At 67.9% G+C, this 20,767-nt stretch carries 18 protein-coding genes; 10 read left to right on the top strand and 8 right to left on the bottom strand.

Going from position 1 to position 20,767, the window contains the following annotated elements; all coding sequences use genetic code 11:
• Positions 1-132: 132 nt before the first annotated feature.
• The 3 genes from QOZ99_RS00545 to QOZ99_RS00535 form a co-directional block, all read right to left on the bottom strand.
• Positions 133-1,836: a uracil-xanthine permease family protein gene (locus tag QOZ99_RS00545; protein ID WP_306887916.1), complete on the bottom strand. Its 1,704-nt coding sequence runs from the start codon at positions 1,834-1,836 to the stop codon at positions 133-135.
• Positions 1,837-2,089: 253 nt separating this feature from the next.
• The gene (locus QOZ99_RS00540) at positions 2,090-2,590 is read right to left on the bottom strand and encodes a nucleoside deaminase (protein WP_306887915.1); all 501 of its coding nucleotides are present in this window, start codon (positions 2,588-2,590) and stop codon (positions 2,090-2,092) included.
• Between the two features lie 56 nt (positions 2,591-2,646).
• Complete coding sequence (locus QOZ99_RS00535; protein WP_306887913.1) at positions 2,647-3,594, bottom strand: putative antibiotic biosynthesis monooxygenase; 948 nt, start codon at positions 3,592-3,594, stop codon at positions 2,647-2,649.
• 285 nt (positions 3,595-3,879) lie between these two features.
• On the opposite strand from QOZ99_RS00535, the gene QOZ99_RS00530 reads away from it, so the two are divergent.
• Genes QOZ99_RS00530 through QOZ99_RS00510 form a run of 5 tightly spaced genes read left to right on the top strand, consistent with a single transcriptional unit; the run spans position 3,880 to position 8,814 of the window.
• Positions 3,880-5,127, top strand: a complete 1,248-nt coding sequence (locus tag QOZ99_RS00530) for a CaiB/BaiF CoA transferase family protein (RefSeq protein ID WP_306887912.1) — start codon at positions 3,880-3,882, stop codon at positions 5,125-5,127.
• Entirely contained in the window at positions 5,124-6,071 is a 948-nt protein-coding gene (locus tag QOZ99_RS00525; protein ID WP_306887910.1) for a hydroxymethylglutaryl-CoA lyase, read from the top strand. The genes QOZ99_RS00530 and QOZ99_RS00525 overlap by 4 nt, the downstream gene beginning before the upstream one ends.
• Before the next feature lie 23 nt (positions 6,072-6,094).
• Complete coding sequence (locus QOZ99_RS00520; protein WP_306887909.1) at positions 6,095-6,943, top strand: ABC transporter ATP-binding protein; 849 nt, start codon at positions 6,095-6,097, stop codon at positions 6,941-6,943.
• Positions 6,943-7,737: an ABC transporter permease gene (locus QOZ99_RS00515; RefSeq protein ID WP_306887908.1), complete on the top strand. Its 795-nt coding sequence runs from the start codon at positions 6,943-6,945 to the stop codon at positions 7,735-7,737. The genes QOZ99_RS00520 and QOZ99_RS00515 overlap by 1 nt, the downstream gene beginning before the upstream one ends.
• 33 nt (positions 7,738-7,770) lie before the next feature.
• Positions 7,771-8,814, top strand: a complete 1,044-nt coding sequence (locus QOZ99_RS00510) for an ABC transporter substrate-binding protein (protein WP_370876773.1) — start codon at positions 7,771-7,773, stop codon at positions 8,812-8,814.
• A gap of 225 nt (positions 8,815-9,039) precedes the next feature.
• Here the strand turns inward: QOZ99_RS00510 and QOZ99_RS00505 are convergent, their stop codons facing one another.
• Positions 9,040-9,786 (bottom strand): alpha/beta fold hydrolase, encoded by a 747-nt coding sequence (locus QOZ99_RS00505; RefSeq protein WP_306887907.1) that lies wholly within the window; start codon positions 9,784-9,786, stop codon positions 9,040-9,042.
• A 180-nt stretch (positions 9,787-9,966) separates the two neighbouring features.
• Between QOZ99_RS00505 and QOZ99_RS00500 the strand changes: the two genes are divergently transcribed.
• The gene (locus tag QOZ99_RS00500) at positions 9,967-11,355 is read left to right on the top strand and encodes an ethanolamine ammonia-lyase subunit EutB (protein ID WP_306887906.1); all 1,389 of its coding nucleotides are present in this window, start codon (positions 9,967-9,969) and stop codon (positions 11,353-11,355) included.
• On the top strand, positions 11,352-12,203 hold the full coding sequence (gene eutC / locus QOZ99_RS00495; protein ID WP_306887905.1) for an ethanolamine ammonia-lyase subunit EutC: 852 nt from the start codon (positions 11,352-11,354) through the stop codon (positions 12,201-12,203). The genes QOZ99_RS00500 and eutC overlap by 4 nt, the downstream gene beginning before the upstream one ends.
• Here eutC and QOZ99_RS00490 read toward each other — a convergent pair.
• Positions 12,169-12,327, bottom strand: coding sequence for a hypothetical protein (locus QOZ99_RS00490; protein ID WP_306887903.1), 159 nt, complete (start codon positions 12,325-12,327; stop codon positions 12,169-12,171). The two genes, eutC and QOZ99_RS00490, sit on opposite strands and share 35 nt — an antisense overlap.
• A 338-nt stretch (positions 12,328-12,665) precedes the next feature.
• Between QOZ99_RS00490 and QOZ99_RS00485 the strand changes: the two genes are divergently transcribed.
• Positions 12,666-13,538, top strand: a complete 873-nt coding sequence (locus QOZ99_RS00485; protein WP_306887902.1) for a VOC family protein — start codon at positions 12,666-12,668, stop codon at positions 13,536-13,538.
• Positions 13,539-13,622: 84 nt separating this feature from the next.
• Here QOZ99_RS00485 and QOZ99_RS00480 read toward each other — a convergent pair whose 3' ends face one another.
• Both QOZ99_RS00480 and QOZ99_RS00475 read right to left on the bottom strand, forming a co-directional pair.
• Positions 13,623-16,148 carry a glycosyltransferase gene (locus QOZ99_RS00480; RefSeq protein WP_370876781.1) on the bottom strand — a complete coding sequence of 842 codons (2,526 nt, stop codon included), beginning with the start codon at positions 16,146-16,148 and terminating at the stop codon, positions 13,623-13,625.
• Positions 16,149-16,469: 321 nt separating this feature from the next.
• On the bottom strand, positions 16,470-16,910 hold the full coding sequence (locus QOZ99_RS00475; protein ID WP_246340011.1) for a hypothetical protein: 441 nt from the start codon (positions 16,908-16,910) through the stop codon (positions 16,470-16,472).
• 280 nt (positions 16,911-17,190) lie between these two features.
• On the opposite strand from QOZ99_RS00475, the gene QOZ99_RS00470 reads away from it, so the two are divergent.
• A complete protein-coding gene (locus QOZ99_RS00470; protein WP_306887900.1) occupies positions 17,191-18,813 on the top strand; it encodes a glycoside hydrolase family 17 protein in 1,623 nt (540 codons plus the stop codon).
• Here the strand turns inward: QOZ99_RS00470 and QOZ99_RS00465 are convergent.
• On the bottom strand, positions 18,773-19,153 hold the full coding sequence (locus QOZ99_RS00465; RefSeq protein ID WP_306887899.1) for a hypothetical protein: 381 nt from the start codon (positions 19,151-19,153) through the stop codon (positions 18,773-18,775). The genes QOZ99_RS00470 and QOZ99_RS00465 overlap by 41 nt on opposite strands.
• A gap of 184 nt (positions 19,154-19,337) precedes the next feature.
• Between QOZ99_RS00465 and glmU the strand changes: the two genes are divergently transcribed.
• On the top strand, positions 19,338-20,693 hold the full coding sequence (gene glmU / locus QOZ99_RS00460) for a bifunctional UDP-N-acetylglucosamine diphosphorylase/glucosamine-1-phosphate N-acetyltransferase GlmU (protein ID WP_306887898.1): 1,356 nt from the start codon (positions 19,338-19,340) through the stop codon (positions 20,691-20,693).
• Positions 20,694-20,767: the final 74 nt, after the last annotated feature.

Here is a 20,767-nt window from a genome sequence, read left to right as displayed (position 1 = left end):
CCTGTACCGGAGGCCACCGGCCCGCCTGTGCGGCGCAGCATCCCGGCTGGCGCCAGAGCTAGCCCGAAAAGCTCCGGTCACGCAAGCGGCGCGCCGGCAGCCGGCAGTCGGCCCGCCGCCCGCGCGCGTCGATCAGTGCTCGAAGCGCAGGGACAGCGCCTGCCGCTCGCCTTCCATGCCGATCACCAGCTTGTCCGCGCGCTTGCTCAGCATGTAGCCGACGAAGCGGGCGACCGCCTTGGCATCGCCCAACAGGTCCTCGGGCGAGGGGCGCAGCGTTGGAACCTCGATCGCCTCGCCGTGATAGAGCAGGGTGACGTCGAAATTGTTCTCGTCGAACCGGGCGCGCAATTCCAGCGCGCCGGCGGCGGTCTCGGTGTCGAGCAGGGTTTCCACCGCCTCGGCGACGACGGGAATCACGGCGGCGATGACATCGCGCCGGGCGCCCCATACGTCGCCCTGATATTCGAGGAACTCGGTCGTCACCTGGAAGGCATTGTCGCCCAGCGTCACGGGAAGCGAGGCCTCCTGGCGGATGCCGATGCGGAAGAACAGGTTGAGCAGCACCGCGACGGCGGTCGACACCGAGAGGGGTGATTCGAGGATGGGCTGCGCCCAGTCCGGCGTCGAGTGCACCACTTCCGGCAGCAGCGCGACCGTGAGGCCGGCCAGCACCGAGAGGCCGACGGTGAAGATGCGCCGGTCGCTCAGGCGGCGGGACAGGATCAGGTCCATGCCGGCGACGATGAGAAAGGCCGAGGCATAGATCAGGATGGCGCCGACGACGGGCGTCGGGATGATGGTCAGCGCCCCCACCAGCCGCGGCGAGAAGGCCGCGAGCAGGATGACCCCGCCGGCGATGATGCCGATGCGCCACGCGGTGGCGCCCGTGGCGAAGGCGACGCCGATCGCCGCCGAGGAGGAGGCGCTGGCGAACCCGCCGGTGAGCGCGGCGCCCATATCGGCGAAGGTATTGGCGCGAATGGCGCGGCCGGCCTGCTCCATGTCGGCGCGGCGCCAGTCGGCATCGTCCATGCGCTGCATCGACACGACGGTCGAGATCATGTCGACGGCGGAGATGAAGCCGGTGAGGATGGCCGCCGGCAGCAGCGCCCAGGACCAGGCGAAGCCGGGGAAGCCGATGCGGGGAATATCGATATAGGGAAGCTGCGCGAACGTGTCCGCCGGCGTTGGTGCAATGCCGGCGAAGGAGGCGATGACCCAGCCCGCCCCGGCGCCGATGGCCACCGCGAACAGGCGCAGCAGCCCGCGCGAGAAGATTGCCAGCACGATGATGATGAACAGCGTGATGAAGCTGACCATGAGGTAGCGGGTATCGACCAGCCCCCCCGATTCCTGCGCCAGCCCGAACACGCGGCGCAGCGCCGGCGGGGCCAGCGCGATGCCAAGCATGGTCACGGCGACGCCGCAGATTTCCGGCGGAAACACGGCACGCAGCGCATTGGTGAAGCGGGTGAGCGAGAGCTGCGAGACCGAGGCGACCAGGCTCATCGCGGCATAGAGCGGCAGGCCACCGGCGGAGAGCGACTGCACCGCCAGCGGCAGATGCGGCGTGTTGGGAATCTGCACCAGCAGCATGCCCGCGCCGGCCTTGGGCCAGCACTCGATGATGGTCGCGATGCCCATGAAGATGATGCAGCTGGTGATCAGCACCTGGGTATCGGCAAAGCTCAGCCCGGCCTCCTCCGCCGCGACCAGCGGATAGACGAGGAAGAGCAGCGCCAGCGTCGCGTGCTGGATGCCCAGCGCCAGCAGCGTGCCGAGCGGAGGCTTCTCATGGGCCGAATAGACGATGTTGGATGGCTTGCGCGGCATCGGGGCTCGGAACGGCTGAGGAGGGAGAAGGCGGGCAAGAAGCGGGCGGGAGAACGGGCGGGCGGGCTCCGGCCGGCCTTTGCCATGCGCCGCGCGCCATCGGCGCCGCCACGGCAAGCCTGCCCCCGGAATCCCCGCGGCGACTATGGTATTTCGCCGTGCGCGGGGCAAGGCGGCACGGGGCGCGCGGGCGCGGCGCGGCGGCGTTTTCCGCCAGGGCGTTGCGCCGGAAACGCGGCGGCGCCGGCGCGTCTCAGTAGGGCACGCGGTCGGTCTTGTTCTTGTATTTCTTCCACACCTCGACGGCTTCCTCCCGCAGGATCTGCTCGCACTTGATCGAACGTTCGCCGACCGGCTTCTTGAGTTCGGCATAGATCATGCTGTCGTCGAAATCGCCATATTCCAGTGCGTCGGCATTGGTCGAGGCGTAGTAGACGCGTTCGATTCCCGCCCAGTAGCAGGCCGCCATGCACATCGGGCAAGGCTCGGCGCTGGTGTAGAGAACGGCGCCGGTCAGCTTGAAGCTTCCCTCCTTCTTGCAGGCCTTGCGGATGGCCTCCATCTCGCCGTGCCAGGTGGGGTCGTTCTCCGCCACCACGCGGTTCGCGCCATCGCCGAGGATCTCGCCGTCGCGGACGATGACGCAGCCGAACACGCCGCCGGCGCTGTCGACCAGCGCGGTCTTCTCCGACAGCGCGATGGCGTGCCGCATGAACGTCTCGTCGTCGCGGGTGACGGGTGTCTCGCTGGTCATGGCTTTCCCTGGTGCGTTGGGGGTTGCGGGTGAAGGCGCGGCGGGTCTTCAGGCACTCAGAACAGCAGCGACAGCAGCCCCATCTCCGCGCCATAGAGCGCGGCAAGGGTGAGGGCGCCGCCGATTTCCACCGCCCGGCGGTGCGTGGGCGCGGGGCGCAGCCACCACATCATGCCCGCCCGCGCGAGGCCGACCAGCGGCCAGGAGACGAGGCACACGCTGATGGCATTGCCGAGAAAGGTGGCGAGCGCCATGGGCAGCCCGGTCAGAAGTGGGCTGAGAAAGCGGATTTCCAGCATCACCACCGGAAACAGCACGAGCAGAACCAGCGCGGTCTGCTTCCAGGCGGGCGGCACATTGCCGCTGGCATCGGGTGCGAACCAGGCGGCAAAACCGGCTGCCAGCCGGCGGTTCGACCAGTGCGACACCGCCGGGTCGGCCGCCGCGATCCGGTCGCGCCGTTCCGCGGAAACCAGCCAGGCGTCGAGTTCGGCGGGCGAGGCGAAGCGCACCAGCGCGGTCCAGCACGGCAGATCGGTGGAAACCGGCGCCTGCACCAGCGTGCCCATGTAGCCGGGGAACTTCGCCTGCGCGGCCTGCATGTTCTCGCTCCAGGCGAAGAACTCGGCCTCGCGGCCCGGCTCCACCTGCGTGGTGATCACCTCCGTCACAGTGGCGAAGGCGTGATAATCCGGCGCCACCTCCTCCGGCAGCGCGGGGTCCTCGGGCGCCCGCAGCGGCGCGAGATCATCCAGCAGCGCCCGGCGGACGGCATCGTCCAGCCAGTGTTCCAGCGTCTCGTGCGAGACGAAGCGCTGCACGATCTGCCATTCGCCGGAGCCGGCAAAGGCAGGGAGGATCTCAACGTTGAGAAAACCCGGGGCGAGCGAGGCCGTGCGCGTGAAGCGGGCCTGCCAGTCAGCAAAGCGATCCGCCATGCCCGGGCGGACAAGGATGCGCGTGGCGACGGCACTGACGGCGCGGCTGGTGACTTCGGTCGTCATGAACCCCGCTTCTCCCGTCGCCCGGCGGGCGGAAGGATGAGCGGTGTTGGCCGACGAGGCAACTCGTAACCGGGCCGCGCCGCCGCTCAAGCCGGTTATGGTTTCCGGCCCCCTCCCGCTCGCGGTTGTCTGCCCTCGCCCGGCGGTGCTAGGCTTTGCCGGCATCCGACAGGCGCGCGCCGATCGCTCATCCACCGCTGGCGAGCGCGCTTGGTCCAAAGACCATTGGACCTTTCGCGGCTTTCGACCGATAGAACCAAAAAAACTGGGTGAGGAGCGTCACAGATGGAAGCCCCCGCGACGGGCCGGGCGGATGGCCCGCTGACCGGAATCCGCGTCGTCGAGCTCGGCAACCTGATCGCCGCGCCGTTCGCCGCGCGGCTGATGGCCGAGTTCGGCGCCGAGGTGATCAAGATCGAATCCCCCGGCGAGGGCGACCCGCTGCGCAAATGGCGCAAGCTGCACAAGGGCACTTCGCTCTGGTGGTATCTCCAGTCGCGCAACAAGAAGTCCGTCGCCGTCAATTTGCGCCTGCCCGAAGGCCAGGAGATTGTCCGCCGCCTCGTGCGCGACGCCGATGTGCTGATCGAGAATTTCCGCCCCGGCACGCTGGAGCGCTGGGGGCTGGGCTGGGAGGCGCTGAAGGCGATCAACCCCAACCTCGTCATGGTGCGCATTTCCGGCTTCGGGCAGGACGGGCCCTATCGCGAGCGCCCCGGCTTTGGCGCGGTGGGCGAGGCGATGGGCGGCATGCGTTTCACCACGGGCGATCCGGATCGGCCGCCGGCGCGCACCGGCATCTCCATCGGCGATTCGCTGGCGGCGCTGCACGCGGTGATGGGCGCGCTGATGGCACTCCTCGCCATCAAGTCCGGGCGCGGCGCGGGACAGGTGGTCGACGTCTCGCTCTATGAGAGCGTGTTCAACATGATGGAGAGCCTCGTTCCCGAATATGACGTGTTCGACTTCGTGCGCGCCCGTTCGGGCGGCTCGCTGCCGGGCATCGCGCCCTCCAATTCCTACCCGACGCGCGAGGGCACCTATGTCATCGTCGCCGGCAATGGCGATGGCATTTTCAAGCGGCTGATGGGAGCGATCGGGCGCGACGACCTCGCCCGTGACCCGCGCCTCGCCTCCAATGATGGACGGGTGGCGCATGTCGAGGCGATCGACGGTGCCATCACCGCATGGACGAGCCGGCATTCGCTGGACGAGGTCACAGCGGCGCTCGATGCTGCCGAGGTGCCGAACGGGCGCATCTATTCGGTCGCCGACATCGTCGCCGATCCGCAATATCGCGCCCGCGACATGATCCTGCCCTCCACCCTGCCGGATGGGACGGAGGTGAAGCTGCCGGGCATCGTGCCCAAGCTTTCGCAGACGCCGGGAGCGGTGAACTGGCTCGGGCCGAAGCTCGGCGAACATACGGCAAGCGTGCTGGCGGGGCTGGGCTACGGGACGGAGGAGATCGACGCGCTGGTGGCTAGCGGGGCGGTGGCGCGGGGAGATGCGGCAGGGGGAGATGCGGCATGAGCTTCGAGGCTTTCCCTGAGCGCGTCTATGTCCAGGAAGTGGTGACGCGCGACGGCCTGCAGATCGAGCCGCGCTTCGTGCCGACCGCTGACAAGATCGCGCTGATCGACGCGCTGTCGGAGACCGGCGTCGCCAAGATCGAGGTGACGTCCTTCGTCTCGCCGAAAGCCGTGCCGAACCTTGCCGACGCCGCCGAGGTGGCGCGCGCCATCAAGCGGCGGCCGGGCGTGACCTATGTGGCGCTGGTGCCCAATCTGCACGGGGCCGAGGCGGCGCTGGAAGCTGGGATGGACGAGCTCAACCTCGTCCTGTCGGTGAGCGAGACGCACAACCTCGCCAATATGCGCATGACCCCGGCGCGGTCGCTGGAGGGATTTCGCGCCATCGCGAGCGCCGCGAGGGGCACGCGCGCGACGCTGAACGGCTCCATCGCCACCGCCTTCGGTTGCCCTTTCGAGGGCGCGCAGGCGCCGGACAAGGTGCTGGCTCTGGCGGGTGCCTATCTCGATGCCGGCCTCGATTCGATCACTCTGGCCGACACGACCGGCATGGCCAATCCGCGGCAGGTCGCCCGTCTCGTCGCGGCCTTTCGCGCGCGCTTCGGCGCGGTGCCGCTGACGCTGCATTTCCACAACACGCGCGGCATGGGCCTCGCCAATGTGCTGGCGGCGCTGGGGGAGGGGGCGGAACGCTTCGACGCCTCGCTGGGGGGCATTGGCGGCTGCCCCTTCGCGCCGGGCGCGACCGGCAATATCTCGACCGAGGACCTCGTGCACATGCTGGACGAGATGGGCGTGACTACGGGCGTCGATCTCGAAAAACTCGTCTCGCTGGCGCGCGGGTTGCCGGATCTGCTCGGCCATGACATTCCCGGGCAGGTCGCGAAGGCCGGCCGCAGCGCGGATCTGCATCCCGCCCCGGCCGGACTCCGGGCCGCGTCGTGAACGACATGAGGAGAGGAAACGACATGGAAACCGCCCTGCGGCGACCGGGCGATGCGATGGCCTCGCCAGGCGCCGGCGCGCTCGCCGTCGCGCTGGACGATGTCAGCATCAGTTTCGCCATCAAGGGGCGGCCGGTGTTCAAGGCGGTGGCGCCGACCTCGCTTCATGTCGGGGATGGCGAGTTCGTGGCCATTGTCGGCCCCACCGGCTGCGGCAAGTCCACCCTGCTCAATGCCACGGCGGGCCTGCTGAAGCCGGCGGGTGGCCGCGTCTCCATCTTCGGCGAGCCGCTGGCCGGGCTCAATGCCAAGGCCGGCTACCTGTTCCAGCAGGACGCGCTGATGCCGTGGAAGACGGCACTCGACAATGTGGCGATCGCGCTGGAGATTGGCGGCACGCGCCGGGCCGAGGCGCTGGCGCAGGGGCGCGAATGGCTGGGGCGCGTGGGCCTCGCGCGCTTCACGGATCGTTATCCCCACGAGCTTTCGGGCGGGCAGAGAAAGCGCGTGGCGCTCGCGCAGGTGCTGGTGCGCGACCCGAAGATCCTGCTCATGGACGAGCCCTTCGGCCCGCTCGACGCGCAGACCCGGCAGATCATGGGCACGCTGCTGCTGCGGCTATGGGCGCGTGACCGCAAGGCGGTGATGTTCGTCACTCATGACCTCGAAGAGGCGATCGCGCTGTCCGACCGCGTCGTCATCATGTCGGCGGGGCCGGAGGCGCGCATCATCGGCGATTTCCCGATAGACCTCGCCCGCCCGCGCGACACGGCCGATATCCGGCTCGATCCGCGCTTTCACCAGCTGCACCGCGAGATCTGGAACCAGCTGAAGGCGGAAGTCGTCAAAACCTATGGGGAGGAGATGCCCTGATGAAGCTGCATCCCGCCAAGCTGCTTTTCCTGCAGGTCCTCGTCGCGGTGATCGCGCTCGCCATCTGGCAGATCGGCGCGACGGTGCCGATCGGCGGCGACTATCTGCTGCCTGAATTCTTCTTCTCCAAGCCGTGGGACGTGCTGTCGCGCGTGGTGCAGCTCTTCGTTTCCGGCACCATCTGGAAGCACCTGTGGATCACCCTGACGGAGACCGTGCTGGCCTTCGTCATCGGCTCGGCCGGTGGCGTGGTCATCGGCTTCTGGTTCGCCCGCAAACCTGTCGTGGCGGCGGTGTTCGACCCCTATGTGAAGATGTTCAACGCCCTGCCGCGCGTGGTTCTGGCGCCGATCTTCATGCTGTGGCTGGGGCTCGGCATCTGGTCCAAGGTGGCGCTGGGCGTGACGCTGGTGTTCTTCATCGTGTTCTTCAACGTCTATCAGGGCGTGAAGGAGGTGAGCCCGGTGGTGCTCGCCAATGCGCGGATGATGGGGATGAGCGAGCGCCAGCTGTTCCGCAACGTCTACTGGCCCTCGGCCATGTCGTGGATGTTCTCGTCGCTGCACACGGCGGTGGGCTTCGCGCTGGTCGGCGCCGTGGTGGGCGAATATCTCGGCTCCTCGGCGGGCCTCGGCTATCTCATCCACCAGGCCGAGGGCGTGTTCGACGTGACCGGCGTGTTCGCCGGCATGTTCATTCTCGCCGCCTTCGTGCTTGTGATCGACTGGTTCGTGACGCGGGTCGAGCGGCGCCTTCTCGTGTGGCGCCCACAGGCCGCCAGCGAACAGAACTGAGACCCCATCCGACAAGAAAAGGGAGGAAACCACATGAAGACGACCAGAATGAAGATCCCGGCCCTGCTGCTGGCCGCGGGCCTGCTGTTTCCGGCGATTGCGTTCCCTGGGCTCGGCGCGGCGCAGGCGGCCGATGTGGAAAAGCCGAACCTGACGCTCGGCGTCGGCGGCAAGCCGCTACTCTATTATCTGCCGCTGACGCTGGCGGAGCGGCTCGGCTATTTCAAGGACGAGGGGCTGAACGTCGAGATCAACGATTTCGGCGGCGGCGCCAAGTCATTGCAGGCGCTGATCGGCGGCTCGGTGGATGGCGTGACCGGCGCCTTCGAGCACACGATCCGCATGCAGCAGAAGAAGCAGGACATCCGCGCCGTCATCGATCTCGGCCGCTATCCCGGCATCGTGCTGGCGGTGCGCAAGTCCGAGGCCGACAAGATCAAGACGGTCGCCGACCTCAAGGGCAAGAATATCGGCGTGACCGCGCCGGGTTCCTCCACCCATATTCTGGTGCAATATGCCTTCGCCAAGGCCGGGCTGAAGCCGGACGATGCCTCCTTCATCGGCGTGGGCGGCGGCGCTTCGGGCGTGGCGGCGATGCAGAAGGGCGAGATCGACGCGATTTCGCATCTCGATCCCGTCATCTCCAAGCTCGACGACCTCGGGCTGATCAACGTGATGATCGACACCCGCACCACGGAGGGCACGGAGAAGCTGTTCGGCGGCATGAATCCGGCGGCCGTGCTCTATTTCAAGGAGAGCTTCATCGAGGCCAACCCGAAGACCGTGCAGGCGCTGACCAACGCCTTCTACCGCACGCTCAAATGGCTGGAAAAGGCGACGCCCGACGAGGTGGCGGCGACGGTGCCGGAGGAATACTGGCTGGGTGACAAGGCGCTCTACATCAAGGCGTTCAACGCCTCGCGCCCGTCCTTCTCCACCAATGGCAATATTGACGAGGCCAGCCGCAAGGCGGCGCTCAACCTTATCGCCACCACCGATCCGACCATCGACCCCGCCAGCATCGACCTGTCCAAGACCTTCGACGGCTCGTTCCTCGCCAAGGCGAAGAGCCCGTGACGGCCATCACCTGAGCCGGTCCGCCAGCCCGGCTTGCGGACCGCCCCAGCCGTGAGCCGAGCACCGTGAGCGCGGTGCGCTCCCTCTCCCCGGTGGGGAGAGGGTTGGGGTGAGGGGAGTTATCCGCTCCGCAATCGCGTCACCCCTCACCGACCCGCTGCGCGGGCCACCTCTCCCCAACGGGGAGAGGGAAAGGGCTGGGCTCCCGCCGAACTGCCCGCCGCGTCACCCCGCGATGTCGAGCAGGATGTCGGCCACCGCCTCGGGCGCGCTGAGGAAGGGCGAGTGGCCGGTGTCCAGCTGGTGAAGATGCGCGCCCGGCACCGCCGCCTGCATGTCGCGCTGCACGGCCAGCGGCAGACCACGATCCCTCAGGCATTCGATGTAATGCCGGCGCAGCCGCCCGAAACGCCCCGGCGTGATGCCGGAGACCGCGGTGAACGGCGCATGCGGGGTGACGCGCACGAGATTCGGCAGCGCCCGCTCGATATCGTGCGCGGTGCAATCGGAATAGAGCGAGCGGGCGATCAGGTCGCGCCTGGCGAGATCGAGGCCCAGCCCCTCCTTGCCGAGCCGCAGCATGCCCTGCGTCTCCACGATGGCGGGGTCCTTGAGATAGGCCGGCGTCATGACGAAATCGCGCGCGGTCCTGCCATTCGGCGCCATGAATCCGGTGAGATAGACCAGCGCGGCGATCCGCTCGGGCATTTCCTCGCCGAGCCAGCTGCAGGTCGCCCCACCCACCGAATGGCCGACCAGGATGGCCTTGCCCTCGATATCTTCCAGCGCGGCGCGCACCGGGGCGGCATATTCGGTGATGTCGGTGACGGCGGCGGTCGGCGTGGGATCGAAGCCGTGGCTGGCGAGGTCCGGCGCGATCACCGCATGGCCGGCGGCACCGAGAAGGTTCGCCACTTTCTGAAAGCAGCCGCCCCAGTGCCAGGACCCGTGGATGAGAATGAAGGTCGCCATGGCCGCGTCTCCCCAATGGCTTGCCGAGGATGTTTGGCGGGCGTGTAGCCCTTCGCCGGCCTTCCGTCCAGCCAGTGGCATACCATCCACCACCGCAACGGACCTTTGCCGGCGGGTGAGGGCGGAGTACATTTTCATCACGGCGCCGATTTGGGCGGGCGCCGGGAGGAGCGAGCCGCCATGCCGTATCGTCACGTTGTCGGGCCGCAGACCTATCTGTTCGCCGACCTTCGGGAATTGATGGCGAAAGCGACGCCGCTGCGCTCGGGCGACATGCTGGCGGGCGTCGCCGCCGCGTCCGCGGAGGAGAACGTCGCCGCCCGCATGTGCCTGGCCGAGGTGCCGCTCGCGACCTTCCTCAGCGAGGCGCTGGTGCCCTACGAGACCGACGAGGTCACGCGGCTGATCATCGACACGCATGATGCAAGCGCCTTCCGGCCGATCAGCCACATGAATGTCGGCGATTTCCGCGACTTCCTGCTCTCCGGCGTGGCAACCGGCGAGGTGCTTGCCGCCCTCGCGCCGGGCGTGACGCCGGAAATGGCGGCGGCGGTGTCCAAGCTGATGCGCAATCAGGACCTTATCGCCGTCGCCCGCAAATGCCGCGTGGTGACGAAATTCCGCAACACAATCGGCCTTCCCGGCACGATGGCGGTGCGGCTGCAGCCCAACCACCCGACCGACGATCCCGCCGGCGTGACGGCCTCGATTCTCGATGGATTGCTCTATGGCTGCGGCGATGCGGTGATCGGCATCAATCCCGCCTCCGACAGCCTGCCCGTGCTGAGCGAACTCTTGAGGCTGATCGACGGCATCATCCAGCGCTTCGACATTCCCACACAGGCCTGCGTTCTGACCCATGTCACCACCTCGACCGAGGTGATCAATCGCGGCGTGCCGGTGGATCTCGTCTTCCAGTCGATCGCCGGAACGCAGGCGGCGAACGCGTCCTTCGGCATCGATCTCGCCGTCTTGAGGGAAGGCCGCGAGGCGGCGCTCTCGCTGAAGCGCGGCACGCTGGGCGACAATGTGATGTATTTCGAGACCGGGCAGGGCTCCGCGCTCTCCGCCAACGCCCATCACGGTGTCGACCAGCAGACGCTGGAGGCGCGCGCCTATGCGGTGGCCCGCCCCTTCAAGCCGCTGCTGGTGAACACCGTGGTCGGCTTCATCGGGCCGGAATATCTCTATGACGGCAAGCAGATCATCCGCGCCGGTCTGGAGGACCATTTCTGCGGCAAGCTGATGGGCGTGCCGCTCGGCTGCGACGTCTGCTACACCAACCATGCCGAGGCCGACCAGGACGACATGGACACGCTGATGACGCTGCTCGGCGCGGCCGGCGTCACCTATATCATGGGCATTCCCGGCTCCGACGACGTGATGCTGAACTACCAGTCCACCTCGTTCCACGATCAGCTTTACCTGCGCGAGGTGCTCGGCCTGAAGCGGGCGCCGGAATTCGAGGCCTGGCTGCAGGCCATGGGCATTACCGGGCCGGACGGACGGCTGAAGACGCAGCGCGGCAATCATCCGCTGCTCGTGGCCGCGCGGGAACTGGCGGCATGAGCAAACCGGAAAGCGAAGAACAGCCGGCAAAGGAGGCGGGCGTGCCGGCCGATCCTGTGATCGAGGGCGGGGAATATCGCATCGAGGATTCGTGGAGCCGGCTGGCCGGCATCACCCCCGCGCGAATCGCGCTGGGACGGGTGGGAACCGGGCTGCCGACCCGCGAGGTGCTGCGCTTCGCGCTCGCCCATGCGCAGGCACGCGACGCGGTGCACGCGCCGTTCGATTCCGCGCGCATGGCGGGGGAGATTGCCGCGCTGGGCTTCGAGACGCTCGAACTCGCCTCCGCCGCACCAGCGCGCGACGCCTATCTGCGCCGTCCCGATCTCGGCCGCCGCCTGTCGGACGCGAGCCGCGCCGTGCTGCGAGCGGGCGCATTCCCGCCTCGGGATCTCGCCATCGTGGTAGCGGACGGCCTGTCCTCGACCGCGATCCATGCGCAGGCAGTGCCGTTTCTCGCCGCGTTCAAGGGGCGAATCGCGGAGGCGGGATGGCGGGTCGCCCCGGTGGCGATCGCCAGCCAGGCGCGCGTCGCGCTGGGCGACGAGGTGGGCGAGGCGCTCCGGGCCGAGGCCGTGGTGGTGCTGATCGGCGAGCGGCCCGGGCTTTCCTCGCCCGACAGCCTCGGCCTCTACCTCACCTTCGCGCCGCGCGCAGGGCGCACCGATGCCGAGCGCAATTGCATTTCCAATGTGCGCGGCGAGGGGCTCTCGCACGACCAGGCTGCCTTCAAGCTCGCCTGGCTGCTGGGGCAGGCGCTGGCGCGGCGGCTGACCGGCGTGAGCCTGAAGGACGAGAGCGACCTGCTCCTGGTCAATGGCCAGCCGCCGGCGCCGCGGCTTGGCTGAGGTCGTGGCGGCGCAGCTTGGCGTCGCTGACGCAGTAGCGGCCATGCAGTGTGGCGGCATCGGTGAACCGGTTGTCGAGGCGTTTGAACGCGCCGACAAGCCAGCGGCGCAACAGGCGGATCATTGTCAACTCCCTCGGGCCGAAGGGCCCGCGCCGCCAGATTTGGCCCGTGCCGCGTTGTTTTTCGATCGGGAGTTTGCGCCTGCCGCATAAGCCGAGCGTCAAGGAACGCGCGCCCGGGGCACGTTTGCCCACGTGTGTGGCCCGGACGTCGTTGCCTCCCCCATCCGCGCCGTGCTCTCATCCCTGGGATTCGCGAAGTCCCGGCAGGTGCGACCTGGGCGCCGCCGGTCCCACAGCGTGATCCCGAGGGGTCAGGCTCAAGCTCTTGAAACAAGAGCCGTTTTTGATCGGGTGCTGCCATCCTGATCGGAACGGGTTCTGAATGAAGGAACGTGCCGGTGGCTCGAGGTCTCGATCATGTCGTCCATGTCGTCCGTGATCTGGAGGCCGCAGGGGAACTCTACGACATGCTGGGCTTCACCGTGGGGGCGCGCAATCGCCACCCCTGGGGCACGCATAACCGGCTGATCCAGACGCCCGGCTTCTTTGTCGAATTGCTGGAGATCGCCGACCCCGAGGCGATTCCGCCTCACGAGGACGGCAAGTTCTCCTTCGGCGCCTTCAATCGCGATTTTCTCGATGATGTGGGGCAGGGCCTCTCCATGCTCGTGCTGGAGGGGCGCGATCCCGCGGCCGACAAGCTGGCCTTCGATACGGAGGGCTTCGGGGGATTCGAGCTGTTTGACTTTGCCCGCACCGGCAAGCGGCCCGACGGGTCGGACGTCGAGGTGGCGTTCACCCTCGCCTTCGCGCGCGATCCGGCCTCGCCGCATACCGGCTTCTTCACCTGCAAGCAGTTGCGGCCGGAGAATTTCTGGGCGCCCGACCTGCAGCGGCACATGAACACAACGACCGGCGTCGCGGGCGTGGTGCTGGCGGCCGCCGAGCCGGAGCGGCACCTGCCCTTCCTCGCCGCCTTCACCGATGCGCCCTTCCGCCGCGCGGTGGATGGCTGGCACATCGCCAAGACCCCGCGCGGCGATGTCGACCTGATGAGCCACGCGCTGTTCACCGAGCGTTTCGGCGTCGCCGCCCCGCCCGAGGAAGGGCTGCGCCTGGTCGCCACCCGATTCGCCGTCTCCGACATCGACAAGGCCCGCCGGCGTGTGGCTTCCTCGCGCATGGCGGCGGAGGAAATCGAAGGCATCATCGTCATCAGCGCCCAGGCCGGCCTCGGCGCCACGCTGGTATTCGAGCCGGCCGTGACCTGACGTCGGCCGTGGCCGGACGGCAAACGGAAAAAGGCCCGGGATCGCTCCCGGGCCTTTTTCGTCAGATGTGCCGATCCGTTGCGGTCAGGAGCGGATCTTCTCGGTCATCGGCTCGCTATCGCGGATCGCGCGACCGGGCAGCAGGGCCTGGGCGCGGGCACCCAGCGCGCGCCAGGTGGCGAACAGGTTCAGCGGCGAACCTTCCAGCCAGCCGATGAAGGCAGCGGCCAGGAAGGGAAGAGACTGCACCGCCAGCGCGAGGGCGAACAGGTTGATCTCCACCACGGCATGCCAGTTGGTCATGCGCAGCGCGATGGCCGAGAGCAGCAGCCCGCCACCGATCACCGCTTCCGGCAGCGCCGGGAAAGCGCGGGCAGCATTGGCCAGCCAACTGCCCTTGGCGGTGCGGGCGAAGGCGAGGTCCTTGTAGCGGAAGCCGTCATAGACCGCCTTGGCCACGGTGAACTGCACCGCCATGGCGGCGATGGCCGCACCCAGCATGCGCAGCGGCGTGGTGGCGACACGCAGCCGGTAGAGCGCGCAGAAATGCAGCACATAGATGCCGAAGCAGAACACGATCGGCACGGTGAGGATGCGCGCCGGCACCGCGATGCCGAGGCCGAGCACAAACGGCACCCAGGCGAGCGACAGGACGGCCGCGAGCGCACCGATGCTCTCCGAGCCGAGCCATGAGACCCAGCCGATGCTGAACTCGCGGCGCTGCGCCGAGGTGAGGCGGGTGCCCCCGTTGGGCAGCATGTTGCGCCAGTGCTTCTTGACGATCTGCATCCCGCCATAGGCCCAGCGATGACGCTGCTTCTTGAACGAGGCGAAATCGTCCGGCAGCAGGCCCCAGCCGTAGCGGGTGTTGGTGTACTGGCTCTTCCAGCCGCGCTCGACGATGGAGAGGCCGAGATCGGTGTCCTCGCAGATCGTGTCGCTCGACCAGTCGCCGGCCTCGACCATGGCGGCGCGGCGGATGAGGCACATGGTGCCGTGCACGACGATGGCGTCATGCTCGTTGCGCTGGACCATGCCGATATCGAAGAAGCCGGCATATTCGGCGTTCATCGCCTCGTGCATCAGGCTGCGATCGCCGTCGCGGTGCTCCTGCGGTGCCTGCACGATGCCGACGGTGGGGTCCTCGAAAGTCGGCACGAGGTCGCGCAGCCAGTTCGGATCCACGACATAATCGGCATCGATGACGCCGATGATCTCGGCATCCGGGGCGGTCTTCTGCATGGCGATGCGCAGCGCGCCGGCCTTGAAGCCTTCCACCTTCGGCAGGTTGAGGAACTTGAAGCGATCGCCAAGCTCGCGGCAATGCGCCTCGATCGGCTCCCAGAAGGCGGGATCCGGCGTGTTGTTGATGATGACCAGGCACTCGAAGTTCGGCCAGTTGAGCCGCGCGACGCTGTCCAGCGTCTGCTTCAGCATCTCCGGCGGCTCCTTGTAGGCCGGGATATGGATCGAGACCTTGGGCGTGCGGGTCGGCATCGCGAGCGCGGCGTTGCGCAGCAGCCGCTGCGGCGTCTTGCCGAAGGCGATGGTGGCGAGTTCCTCGACCCGGTACAGCATGATCACGACCAGCGGCACCAGCAGCACGATGCTGGCGACGAATGTCACCTTGTTGCCGCCGACGACGTAGTGGGTCAGCCAGTAGTCGGTGACGGTGGCGATCCAGGCGCCGACCAGCGCCGCGGCGCCCGACATGACGGCCGCCTGCGTGAAGGTGAGCCGGCCGATGCGGAAGACGGGGATGGAGAAGGCTATGCCCAGCAGCAGCGCGATGGCGGCCGTCTCGGTATAGTTGGAGGCGACGAGCGGGCCGGAGAGCGGGAACTTGGGCGCGCGATTGGCGTCGAGAACGCCCCAATACTGGCCGACGCTGCCTTCGAAGCTCTTCCACGGGGCGTCGAACGCCTCGATCAGATTGTATTCGATGCCGAGCGCATCGGCGCGGGAGGCGAAATCGCGGATGATCTGGGCCTGCTCAAGTTCGCCGGGCACCGCGCCGTCGCGGTTATAGCCGCCGCTCGGCCAGCCGAACTCGGCGATGACGATGCGCTTGCCGGGATAGGCGGCGCGCAGGCGCTCATAGATGTTGATCGAGCGATCGACCACCTGGTTGGCGGGCACGCCTTCCCAATAGGGCAGGATGTGAGCGGCGATATAGTCGACCGCCGATACCAGCTCCGGGTGATCCATCCAGACGTCCCACGTCTCGCCGGTCGTTACCGGGACGTTGGTCTGGCTCTTCACCTTGCGGATGATGGCGATCAGTTCCTCGGGCGTCTTTTCGGCGCGCAGGATCGACTCGTTGCCGACCACGATGCCCGTGACGTTCGAGTTCTTGCGCGCGGCGTCGAGCGCGTTGGCGATCTCCGCCTCGTTGCGCTTCTCGTCCTTGTCGATCCACGCGCCGACGGTGGCCTTCAGCCCGTCCTCGGCGGCGAGGCGCGGCACCATGTCCAGCCCGCCGGTGGAGGCATAGGTGCGCACCGCCTTGGTGTAGGGCGCCACCGCGTCGATGTCGGCGCGGATCTGCGCCTCCGTCGTGCCCTGACCCTTGTCGGGATTGGCATCGCGGCCATAGGGCGCAAAGGACATGCTGGCAAAGCGGTCCGGCACAGCGGGAGCGCTCACCTGCTCCCGCATCGCAAACCACGCAAAAGCATGCACGGACGTGACGACCGCCAGGGCGGCGGCAGCGACACGAACAGCGGGACGCATGAGACTAACCCACCAGATGAATGAGGAACGGGAGATATATAATTCAAGTTTAACGCATTTGCAGCAGATTCATGAGGGCAGTGCGGCAGAATCAACCCGGCCCGCCCGAAACCCCCACGCGCTCAGCAAACGCATGCATCCGGAATTTGGTTCCGCTCTGTGGCGGCGCCATGTCACAGCCGCGGCTGTGACATGATTTCATTGCGCTGCGGGAGCGGCAGTCGCGGGCGCCGGGGGCGGCGCATCCGGGTTCACCCAGCAGCTCTGGACGCGCTCGGACAGGCGCTCCTGCGACTTCGTATCGATATTGCCCTGCCGGACCAGGCAGCGGAACGCGATCTTGAGGTGTTCGGTCGGGCAGCCGAAGCGTTCGTAGAGGTCCATGTGGCGACGGGCGGTGTCGATATCGTCGCGCCACAGCAGCATCACGATGCGCCGCCCGCTCCACACGCATTCCGGCAGGCCGGCATTGCCGGCGAGCTTGGCCGCCTCGGCGTACTCCTCCACGGAGCGGCGCTGCGCCTCTTCCTTGGCCTGTTCATCGGGCGATTTCTGTTCAGCCGGCTTCTGTTCCGGGGCGCTGTTCTGGGCGACGGCGCCACCGGCGGTGGCTGCCGCAAGGACAACGCCGCCGATCATCAGGGCGGCAAAAGGACGTATGAAGGATAACATGATGGGAAACGTCACACGCGAAAGAGGAAGAGAGCGGAAGGACACTAGGTGAAGCGTTGGATTTTGTCAGCATGACGACAGCCGCGCACGCCATCCCCCTGCATGCGCGCCCTTCGGTGTGTCCCTTTCGCACACAGGCGCTTCCCCGACCGCCCGGCCAAGGCTAGAAAGCAGGCCTGTGTGCCGCCGCGGACCGCCAGCGGCCGGCTCCTTCTCCTTCGGCCCGTTCCTTCCGGAGTACCTGCGCATGCGACTTCCCTTCGCGCTCGCCGCCATTGTCGGTGTGGCGATCGTCGCCGTCTGGGCGTGGCTGGGTCATCCCGTGCCCGCGCCCGTTTCGCCGCTGGCGGCGGGCGAGAAGCTGCCCTGCGTCTCCTACGCCCCGTTCCGGCCGGGCCAGTCGCCCTTCAATGCGGGGCTCGTCATTCCCGCGTGGCAGATCGACGACGATTTCGAGCGCCTGTCCAAGATCACCCAGTGCGTGCGCACCTATTCCACCGAGATGGGCCTGCACGTGGTGCCCGAACTGGCGCGCAAGCACGGACTGACCGTGCTGCAGGGCATATGGATCGGTCGCGACCCCGCCAATAACCGCATCGAGATCGACGCCGCCGTGAAGGCGGCGCAGGAGAATCCCGACGTCATCAAGGCGGTGATCGTCGGCAACGAGGTGCTGCTGCGCGGCGAGCAGTCCGCCGTGGACCTCGCCGCGCTCATCAAGGACGTGCGCGCGAAGGTGCCGGCCTCGGTTCAGGTCACCTATGCCGATGTGTGGGAGTTCTGGGAGCGCAACCGCGATCTGGCAAACTCGGTGGATTTCGTCACCGTGCATATCCTGCCATTCTGGGAGGACCTGCCGGTGGCGGCGGAGAAATCCGTCGCCCATCTCGACGAGATTCGGCAGCATGTGGGCAAGGTCTTTGCCGGCAAGGATATCCTGATCGGCGAAACCGGCTGGCCGAGCGAGGGGCGCATGCGCGAGGGGGCGCTGCCCTCGCCCTCGAACCAGGCCAACGTCATCCAGCAACTGCTCGCGCTCGCCAAGGAAAAAAACTATCGCCTCAACGTGATCGAGGCGTTCGACCAGCCGTGGAAGCGCGCCTCGGAAGGCACGGTCGGCGGCCATTGGGGCTTTCTCGACGCCTATTCGCGCGACTTCAAGTTTGCCTGGGGGCAGCCGGTTTCCGATCATCCCGGCTGGATGTGGCAGGCGCTGGTGGGCCTCGCCGTCGCCGGCGGCATCTTCGGCGCGGCTGCCCTTGGCCGTCGCCGCGCCGGTGCCGCGGCTCTGGAGACGCGCCACTGGCTCGCCGTGTCGGGCACCGCCTTCTTCGCCGGCCTGATGTATGGCCGGCTCATCGCCACCGTGTCGGTGGAAAGCCTGGGCGCCGGCGGCTGGATACGCGGCATCGCCATGCTGGTGCTGGCACTCGCCGTGCCGCTCGCCTGCGCGGTGGCGATCGGCGCGCGGGCGCGGCTGGTGACGCTGGCGGCCGCGCTCAACCCCGCCCTGCTGACCGGCTGGACCGTGCTGGAGCGCGGGGTGGCCTTCCTGCTCGCCGCCTCTGTGGTGCTGGCGGTGCAGATCGCCTTCGGGCTGGTCTTCGACCCGCGCTACAAGGACTTCCAGTTCGCCGGCCTGACGCCGATCATCGCCGCCTTCGCCTTCTATGCGATGGTGGCGCCGGCACGCGAGGGGGTGCAGGGCCGGCAGGCCGAGGCACTCGCCGCCGCGATCTTCCTCGGCAGCGGGCTCTACATCGCCCTCAACGAGACCTTCGCCAACTGGCAGGGACTGTGGACGGGCGCGCTCCTGGTGGTGCTGTCGCTCACGCTTGCGCGGCTCGCCACGGCCGGGCGAACGAGATGAGCAGCAGGCCGGCGGCGAGCGAGGCGAGGTTGTTATTGTACATCACCACTCCGATCGCCGTGGCCATCAGCGCCACGATGAACATCGGCACCGAGGGGCGAACCAGCTGGATGAGCGAGGTGACGATCGCCGCGATGCCGAAGGCCGAATAGCCATAGAGCGTGATGACCAGCGCGCGCGTCTCGCAGGTGGACGTCTCAACGCCCCGGCAGGCAAGGCCGACGGCCGACTGCTCGACCAGCGCGTAGCGCATGTAGATGGCCCAGCCGAGCGCGAAGGCGCCAAGCGCGATGACCAGATGCGTGGCGCGCGGGCCGGGCAGGAAGTTGCGGTAAGCCAAGGCGTGATCTCCTCCGGTCTCCTCGACCCGCCTCTGGATGGCACGACGCGGGCCGGCGATCAATTCACCCGATGCGCCCGCGCGCCGGGGGCGCTGCTTCCGGCCGGCGCCGGGGTGCGCTAGACAGCCACACCTGCCCTCGGGAGCCTCCCGCCCTCAGGAGTTCCCCGCCCTCAGGAGTTTCATGCGCATGCGCAGCCTGCTCGTCATCGTTCTCGCGGCCGGAGAGGGCACGCGGATGCTGTCTGCCCAGCCAAAGGTACTCCACAAGGTCGCCGGCCGGGCGATGGTGAGCCATGTGCTGGACGCCGCGCTGGCCGCCGGCGCGTCGCGCCTCGCCGTGGTCGTCGGCCCCGATCATCAGGCCGTGGCGGAGGAGGTGCGCCGCAGCGCACCTGGCGCCGCCATTTTCGTGCAGTCCGAGCGCCGGGGCACCGCCCATGCCGTTCTGGCTGCGCGCGAGGCGCTGGCGGAGGGCCATGACGATGTCGTCATCATGTATGGCGACACGCCGCTGGTGCGGGGCGAGACGGTGCTGGCCTTGCGCGCGCCGCTGGCCTCGGGCGCGGCGGTGGCGGTGCTCGGCTTCCGGCCCGAAAACCCTGCCGGCTATGGTCGGCTGGTGACGCGGGAGGGCGAACTCCTCGCCATTCGCGAGGAAAAGGAGGCGAGCCTTGAAGAGCGTGCCATCGGCCTGTGCAATGCCGGGCTGATGGCGTTTGACGGGCGCGCGGTGCTCGGCCTCATCGACGCCATCGGCGATGCCAATTCCAGGCGCGAATTCTACCTCACCGACGCGGTCGAGATCGCCCGTGCGCAGGGGCGTGTCGCGGGTATCGTCGAGGCGCCGGTGGAAGAGGTGGCGGGCGTCAACAGCCGCGTCCAGCTCAGCGAGGCGGAAGCGATCCTGCAGGCGCGCCTGCGCCGGCGCGCGCTGGAGGGCGGAGCCACGCTGGTGGCGCCGGACACGGTGTTCTTCAGCGCCGACACGCGGCTGGGCCGGGACGTGGTGGTCGAGCCGAATGTTGTGTTCGGCGCGGGCGTCAGCGTGGAGGCGGGCGCCACCATCCGCGCCTTCAGCCATGTCGAGGGCGCCCATGTGGGGGCGGGCGCCATTGTCGGCCCCTTCGCCCGGCTGCGGCCCGGGGCGAATCTCGGGGAGGGGGTGCATGTCGGCAATTTCGTGGAGATCAAGGCGGCGGAGCTTTCACCGGGCGTGAAGGTCAACCACCTGTCCTATGTCGGGGACTCCAGCGTCGGCGCCAATACCAATATCGGCGCGGGCACCATCACCTGCAATTATGACGGCTTCCGCAAGCACCGCACGGTGATCGGCGCCAATGCCTTCATCGGCACCAACAGTCTGCTGGTCGCTCCGGTCAGCGTGGGCGACGGTGCCTATATCGGCACGGGGTCGATCATCACCGAAGACGTGCCGGCGGATGCGCTCGCCATTGCCCGTGCCCGGCAGGTCAACAAGCCGGGCTGGGCGGTGCGGCTGCGCGAACGTCTGGCGGCCGGGCTCACGCCCAAGAAATAGACATGCCAAGAAATAGACATGCGACGAAACGAAGCGATACCTGATTTGATTTCGGTATTGCGGTGAGCGCCCGC

Origin of the sequence: Ancylobacter amanitiformis (assembly GCF_030814815.1) — a bacterium.
Classification (GTDB): Bacteria; Pseudomonadota; Alphaproteobacteria; order Rhizobiales; family Xanthobacteraceae; genus Ancylobacter; species Ancylobacter amanitiformis.
This window is presented reverse-complemented; position numbering and strand designations above follow the sequence as displayed.

What these genes read in the sequence shown, in the direction of transcription:
- QOZ99_RS00545 (WP_306887916.1), bottom strand. Translation starts at nt 1,836, where the DNA reads ATGCCGCGCAAGCCATCCAACATCGTCTATTCGGCCCATGAGAAGCCT.
- QOZ99_RS00525 (WP_306887910.1), top strand. Translation starts at nt 5,124, where the DNA reads ATGAGCTTCGAGGCTTTCCCTGAGCGCGTCTATGTCCAGGAAGTGGTG.
- eutC (WP_306887905.1), top strand. Translation starts at nt 11,352, where the DNA reads ATGAGCAAACCGGAAAGCGAAGAACAGCCGGCAAAGGAGGCGGGCGTG.
- QOZ99_RS00540 (WP_306887915.1), bottom strand. Translation starts at nt 2,590, where the DNA reads ATGACCAGCGAGACACCCGTCACCCGCGACGACGAGACGTTCATGCGG.
- glmU (WP_306887898.1), top strand. Translation starts at nt 19,338, where the DNA reads ATGCGCATGCGCAGCCTGCTCGTCATCGTTCTCGCGGCCGGAGAGGGC.
- QOZ99_RS00510 (WP_370876773.1), top strand. Translation starts at nt 7,771, where the DNA reads ATGAAGACGACCAGAATGAAGATCCCGGCCCTGCTGCTGGCCGCGGGC.
- QOZ99_RS00470 (WP_306887900.1), top strand. Translation starts at nt 17,191, where the DNA reads ATGCGACTTCCCTTCGCGCTCGCCGCCATTGTCGGTGTGGCGATCGTC.
- QOZ99_RS00520 (WP_306887909.1), top strand. Translation starts at nt 6,095, where the DNA reads ATGGAAACCGCCCTGCGGCGACCGGGCGATGCGATGGCCTCGCCAGGC.
- QOZ99_RS00480 (WP_370876781.1), bottom strand. Translation starts at nt 16,148, where the DNA reads ATGTCCTTTGCGCCCTATGGCCGCGATGCCAATCCCGACAAGGGTCAG.
- QOZ99_RS00515 (WP_306887908.1), top strand. Translation starts at nt 6,943, where the DNA reads ATGAAGCTGCATCCCGCCAAGCTGCTTTTCCTGCAGGTCCTCGTCGCG.
- QOZ99_RS00505 (WP_306887907.1), bottom strand. Translation starts at nt 9,786, where the DNA reads ATGGCGACCTTCATTCTCATCCACGGGTCCTGGCACTGGGGCGGCTGC.
- QOZ99_RS00530 (WP_306887912.1), top strand. Translation starts at nt 3,880, where the DNA reads ATGGAAGCCCCCGCGACGGGCCGGGCGGATGGCCCGCTGACCGGAATC.
- QOZ99_RS00475 (WP_246340011.1), bottom strand. Translation starts at nt 16,910, where the DNA reads ATGATCGGCGGCGTTGTCCTTGCGGCAGCCACCGCCGGTGGCGCCGTC.
- QOZ99_RS00535 (WP_306887913.1), bottom strand. Translation starts at nt 3,594, where the DNA reads ATGACGACCGAAGTCACCAGCCGCGCCGTCAGTGCCGTCGCCACGCGC.
- QOZ99_RS00500 (WP_306887906.1), top strand. Translation starts at nt 9,967, where the DNA reads ATGCCGTATCGTCACGTTGTCGGGCCGCAGACCTATCTGTTCGCCGAC.
- QOZ99_RS00490 (WP_306887903.1), bottom strand. Translation starts at nt 12,327, where the DNA reads ATGATCCGCCTGTTGCGCCGCTGGCTTGTCGGCGCGTTCAAACGCCTC.